Annotated in this window: 7 protein-coding genes; 2 read left to right on the plus strand and 5 right to left on the minus strand. The window is 70.4% G+C overall.

Annotated features, from left to right (window positions below; all coding sequences use genetic code 11):
* Window positions 1-123: 123 nt before the first annotated feature.
* Both WD250_09925 and WD250_09930 read right to left on the minus strand, forming a co-directional pair.
* Window positions 124-693, minus strand: coding sequence for a zeta toxin family protein (locus WD250_09925; GenBank protein ID MEX2620525.1), 570 nt, complete (start codon window positions 691-693; stop codon window positions 124-126).
* Window positions 690-1,067 (minus strand): hypothetical protein, encoded by a 378-nt coding sequence (locus WD250_09930; GenBank protein ID MEX2620526.1) that lies wholly within the window; start codon window positions 1,065-1,067, stop codon window positions 690-692. Before WD250_09930 ends, WD250_09925 begins: the two co-directional genes overlap by 4 nt.
* Before the next feature lie 202 nt (window positions 1,068-1,269).
* On the opposite strand from WD250_09930, the gene WD250_09935 reads away from it, so the two are divergent.
* Together WD250_09935 and WD250_09940 are read left to right on the plus strand one after the other, a co-directional pair.
* A complete protein-coding gene (locus WD250_09935; GenBank protein MEX2620527.1) occupies window positions 1,270-1,482 on the plus strand; it encodes a helix-turn-helix transcriptional regulator in 213 nt (70 codons plus the stop codon).
* Window positions 1,483-2,808 (plus strand): HipA domain-containing protein, encoded by a 1,326-nt coding sequence (locus WD250_09940; GenBank protein MEX2620528.1) that lies wholly within the window; start codon window positions 1,483-1,485, stop codon window positions 2,806-2,808.
* A 35-nt stretch (window positions 2,809-2,843) separates the two neighbouring features.
* Here the strand turns inward: WD250_09940 and WD250_09945 are convergent, their stop codons facing one another.
* The 3 genes from WD250_09945 to WD250_09955 form a co-directional block, all read right to left on the minus strand.
* A complete protein-coding gene (locus tag WD250_09945; GenBank protein ID MEX2620529.1) occupies window positions 2,844-3,071 on the minus strand; it encodes a hypothetical protein in 228 nt (75 codons plus the stop codon).
* A 472-nt stretch (window positions 3,072-3,543) separates the two neighbouring features.
* Window positions 3,544-4,101 (minus strand): Uma2 family endonuclease, encoded by a 558-nt coding sequence (locus WD250_09950; GenBank protein MEX2620530.1) that lies wholly within the window; start codon window positions 4,099-4,101, stop codon window positions 3,544-3,546.
* A 135-nt stretch (window positions 4,102-4,236) separates the two neighbouring features.
* Window positions 4,237-4,800, minus strand: a complete 564-nt coding sequence (locus tag WD250_09955) for a Uma2 family endonuclease (protein ID MEX2620531.1) — start codon at window positions 4,798-4,800, stop codon at window positions 4,237-4,239.
* Window positions 4,801-4,996: the final 196 nt, after the last annotated feature.

The raw sequence follows: 4,996 nt of genomic DNA on the forward strand, positions 1-4,996 counted from the left end.
ACCTTGCGCAGCTCGGACACGACGTTGGTGTCGAGCACGAACATCAGCCGAACTCCCTCGGACGAGCGAGCTCGTCGGAGGGCGGGACGGCCGCGGTCTGTGATGTAGACCGGCCTGCGGTCGTCAGAGCCCGCGCACGGGGTGGGGTGTCCAGTCCGGCCAGCGCGGTGGGTAGTCGGCGACGCCGAAGCGGAACGAGCCAACTTCGAACGGGCCGTCGTCCGCGGCGTTGTCCCAGAACACGGTCCGGTAGCAGTGCGGCGTTGCCCGGACGATGAGCGGCCACAGCCGCTGGTAGCGGGCGGTCAGCTTCTCCGCCGGGACGTCGTGGCCGCCCGCGGCCACGCGTGCGGCCACGCGCGGACCGGACAGCTCAAGCGGGATGAGGACCGCGTGGAGGACCACGTCGTAGCCGGCGGCCATGGCGGTGGTGACCAGGTCCACCTTCGAGGGGTGGGAGAACACCGTCTCGGCGCAGAAGTCCAGGCGCGCGTCGATCAGCGCCGCGCGGGCGCGGGCCGCGATCCGTGCGGCGTCGCGCGCGCGCGCCATCTGTTCGCCGGGGAACCGGTCGCGGGCGATCCGGTCGGCGTTCACAAACGCCAGCCCGGGCCGGGACGGATGGATGACCCGCTCGTACAGCGTCGTTTTGCCGGCGCCGTTGGGTCCGGCGATCACGTCCAGACGGCTCACAGCGGCCGACGGGTGCCGTCCGCTGCGATCTCGATCAGGGTGCCGTCGTCGTCGACGGATACCGTGGCGTACCCCTGGGAGCGGGCGGCCGCGCCGAACGACTGCGATGCCGCCAGCTCGCCGATGCGCGCGTCGACGAGGGCGTGCGCGGCGGTGCGCTCGGGGTCGGTCAGCTGCGAGAAGGGGGCGCGACCCTGTGCCGCGGCCATGATGCGGCGGTTGGCGACCGACCCGGCCCGTTCGACCTGCATGCCGATGCGCGCCCAGTGGCTGATCTGCTCGGCGAGCGACCGGTTCTCCGACGGTGCGACGCTCGACGCCGTCGCTGCGACATCGCTCGCGACACGGGTCGGGGTCGAGCGTCCCTTCGCCATCGCGCGCCTCCGTATGATCGTAACGAGTGTAGCAAGATGATACACGCATTGGTCTGTCACCGGTGTGCGCCAGGTTCGTTGGGCTTCGCCCACCCACCCCCTCGTACTGATTTACGTACATCGCGCTTAGGTGCTAGAGTGTACTCATATCAATACAAGACGAAAGCGATGCGCGATGTCTCGGAATCAGGACGAGTGGGTGGTGTATGACCCTGCCTCACTGGGGCGCGCGATCGCCCACTTCCGCGAGCAGACGCACCTGAAGCAGGCCGATCTCGCCGACCAGTCCGGTCTGCACCGCCCCTACCTTTCCCGCTTGGAACGCGGGAAAGCTACCGAGCAGACCGAGCGCCTGTTCCGTGTTCTGCGCCGCCTGGGCCTGGAAGTAGTGGTCCGACGCCGGGAGGATGGCTAGATGGCACGGCCAGCACCGCTCGATCTGTGGCTGTACGGCGCACGCGTTGCAACCGTGGTCGAACGGCGAACCGACAAGTTCCAACTCTCCTACACCGACGAGGCGTTCGACCGGTGGCCGTCCGGCCGCCCACTGCTGTCGGTCGCACTGCCCCTGATACCGGACGCGCACCCGCCAGGCGCCGTCGGACCGTTCCTCGAAGGCCTTCTCCCCGAAGGCGAAGCTCGCAGCATCCTCGAGGAACGCTACGGCGTGCGCCGCGGTGACGTGCACGGCCTGCTCTCCGAGATCGGCAAAGACTGCGCCGGCGCCGTCGTCGTCGTGCCCGCCGGCCACCCCCCACCGGACACGACCGCCGGGGCTGCGGAACCGATCACCGATGAGGAGCTCGCCCGGGCCATCCGTCAACTGCCCGAACGCCCGCTCGGCGATGACGACCGGGTGCGCGTCTCCCTCGCCGGCCAGCAGTCCAAGCTGCTGCTCGTCCGCGCCGCTGACGACAGCTGGGCTCGGCCGGTGGACGGCCACCCGTCCACCCACATCCTCAAGCCTGGCGACGACCGCTATCCCGGGATGGTCGCGAACGAGGCGTTCTGCCTGCGCATCGCACAGCAGGTCGGGCTCACCGACATCGACGTCGACGTGCTCGACATCGATGGGCAGCCGGTTCTGGCCGTGTCCCGCTACGACCGGACCCGCGAAGCTGACGGCAGCGTGCTGCGGTTGCACCAGGAGGACTTCTGTCAGGCGCTCGCGGTCGACACGGGACCGCGAGGCTCCGGCAAGTACGAGGACGCCGGAGGCCCTGCCCTGGCGGACCTCGCCGGGGTTCTCGAGACGCACAACGGCAACCCCGAGCAGACCGCAAGGCTGGCAGAGATCACGATGTTCAACGTGGCCGTCGGCAACGCCGATGCGCACGGCAAGAACCTGTCAGTCCTGCACCCCCCAGTGGGGCCACTGCGCCTGGCGCCGCTGTACGACGTGATCGCCACAGTCCTCTACCCGTCGGTGCACACCGGCGTCGGCCCTCGTCCGGTGTCCTCCGACGCCGCAATGCGCGTCAACTCCATCCGCAACATCCATCAGGTCACGGCACACGACGTGCTGGCCGAAGCGGACCGCTGGCATCGGGGCCCCGCACTCGACGGCCGGATCCGCTCGCTGCTCGAACGTCTGCCCGAAGCGGTCCAGGTTGCGGCTGAAGCCACCCCCGGAGTCTCCGGCGCCCTTGTCGAGCTGGTCTCCGCCCGTGTCGCGGCCCTCTTCTCCGACGGGATGGCCGATGCTGCACAAGCGCCAGGCTGCCACCTTCATCCCACATAGCCCCGCGTTCCGGAACGATGTGAAATCTTCTCGCTTCACGGGTGAACCAGGGTCGAGACCGTGACTTGGCGAGCCGCTGACCTGCACGTTCGCGTTTCCTCATCGACCGAATCCGTAAAGACCAGCCGCGCCGTCAACCCGAGGGCGCCGAGGACGGGGCGCTCGCGTGCCCGTTCGAGGTTGGCGAGCAGCGTGTCGACCATGACGTTGCCGACGAGGTGGATCTGGTCCTCCCGATAGCCCTCGACCCGGAGATTGGCCACAGCGTCGCTCGTGGGCGTCAGGCGCGAGCATCGACCCGGTCAGGGCCTACGCGGCCAGTGAGGCTCGACGACCCATGCCGATGCCCTGGGTCCGCTGGTAGTGCTTCCCCTCGGTCATGAGGCTCGGGTCGCGGCTGGCGACCGTCACGGCACCACCGACTGGCTCGGCACCATCACGTGGCGCCCCAACCGGCCGGTCGACCGACGCGAGATCCTTGCGCTGGCCGAAGGCCGCAGGGCCGTCTCGAACGCCGCGGGTGCCCGACTCCTCGCGGTGTGCCCTGCCGGCGCCCAAGGCGGGGCAGACGCGGACGCGGTCCTCGACGCAGACGACATCATCAACGCCTGGTCAGGGTCTCACCACCTTCACCGCTGACCACCACGGAGGCCCTCGGTCAGGTCGAGCAGCCACTGACGCACCGCCGGGGCGAGGTCGCGCCCCCCGCGTCGACGCAGCGGTACCGCCGCCCCCTCACGCGGCCAGCACCGCGCCGACGGGCACCTGCAGGCCGGGCGCCTGCCCGGTGGAAAGCGTGCCCTCGGCGTGCTCGGCGGCCTGGTAGCCGCCCTGGGCGTCGCGGCGGTGGACGATCACGCGCTGCTCGGCGAGGTCGACCACCCAGTACTCGCCCACCCCGATCGTCTCGTAGACCGCGCGCTTCTCGACCAGGTCCAGGCTGCGGGTGCCCGGCGAGGTGACCTCGACGACCAGATCCGGCGGCACGTGGAACCCGTCGGCGTCCAGCTCGCCGGCCCGCTCGGGGCCGACGAACGCCAGGTCGGGGACGAGCTGGTGCGCGCCGATCTCGACGCCGGCGCCGGTGAACGCCTCGCCGCCGTGTCCGCGGACCCACGCGCGGAAGTGGTCCATCAGCACGTTCACGGCGCGCTCGTGGGCGATCAGCGGCGCGCCACGGATCACCAGCTCGCCGGCCAGGATCTCGTAGCGCAAACCCTCGTCGAGCTTGCCCTCGGCGGCGAGCCGCTCCAGGTGGGCGTGGCCCATGGTCGTGCCGGTGCGGACAGCCACGGTGGGCCTCCTCGGTCCATGGTGCGACGCTACGGCAATGATCGCTCGGGGCCCGGGGGCTGTCCACAAGCCCGCCGGCTGCCCGCGACCTACCAGCGGCTGGTCGCGGCCAGCGTCGGTGGGCGACCACCGAGCTCACGTCGAGGCCAGCACCTCGCCGACGGGCACCTCCAGGCCGGGGGCCTGCTCGGTGGACAGCGTGCCCGCGGTGTGCTCGGTGGCCTGGTAGCCGCCCTGGGTGTCGCGGCGGTGGACGATCACGCGCTGCTCGGCAAGGTCGACCACCCAGTACTCGCCCACGCCGATCGCCTCGTAGATCGCGCGCTTCTCGTGGAGGTCGAGGCTGCGGGTGCCCGGTGAGGTGACCTCGGCGACGAGGTCGGGGGCGACGTGGAAGCCGTCGGCGTCGATCTCGTCGACGCGGGCGGGGCCCATAAAGGTGAGGTCGGGCCGCAGCTGGTGGTCGCCGATCTCGATGCCGGCGCCGGCGTAGGCCACGCCGCCATGCTCGGTGACCCAGTTGCGGAAGTGCTGCACGAGCACGCTGACGGCGTGCTCGTGGCGCACGAGCGGCAGCCCCCGGATCACGAGCTCGCCGGCCAGGATCTCGTAGCGCAGCCGGTCGTCGAGCTTGCCGTGCCGGTCAAGGTCGGCGAGCAGCGTGTGCGCCATGCGCGCACCGGTCGTGGCCACGCCCATCGGGCACCTCCTCGATCCATCGTGCGGACACTATGGTAACCGGCGCCGCCGCGACGCCGGCTGTCCACAACCCGACCTCGGTCGGTCATGATGTTCAATGCACATGCGGTAGCATCATGGGTATGTCCGTGCGCATCCAGATCGTCATCGACGAGCGGGAACGTGACGCGTTCCGCCGCCGCGCCCAAGCCGAGGG

It is taken from the genome of Egibacteraceae bacterium, assembly GCA_040905805.1.
In the GTDB taxonomy this organism is placed as follows: Bacteria; Actinomycetota; Nitriliruptoria; order Euzebyales; family Egibacteraceae; genus DATLGH01.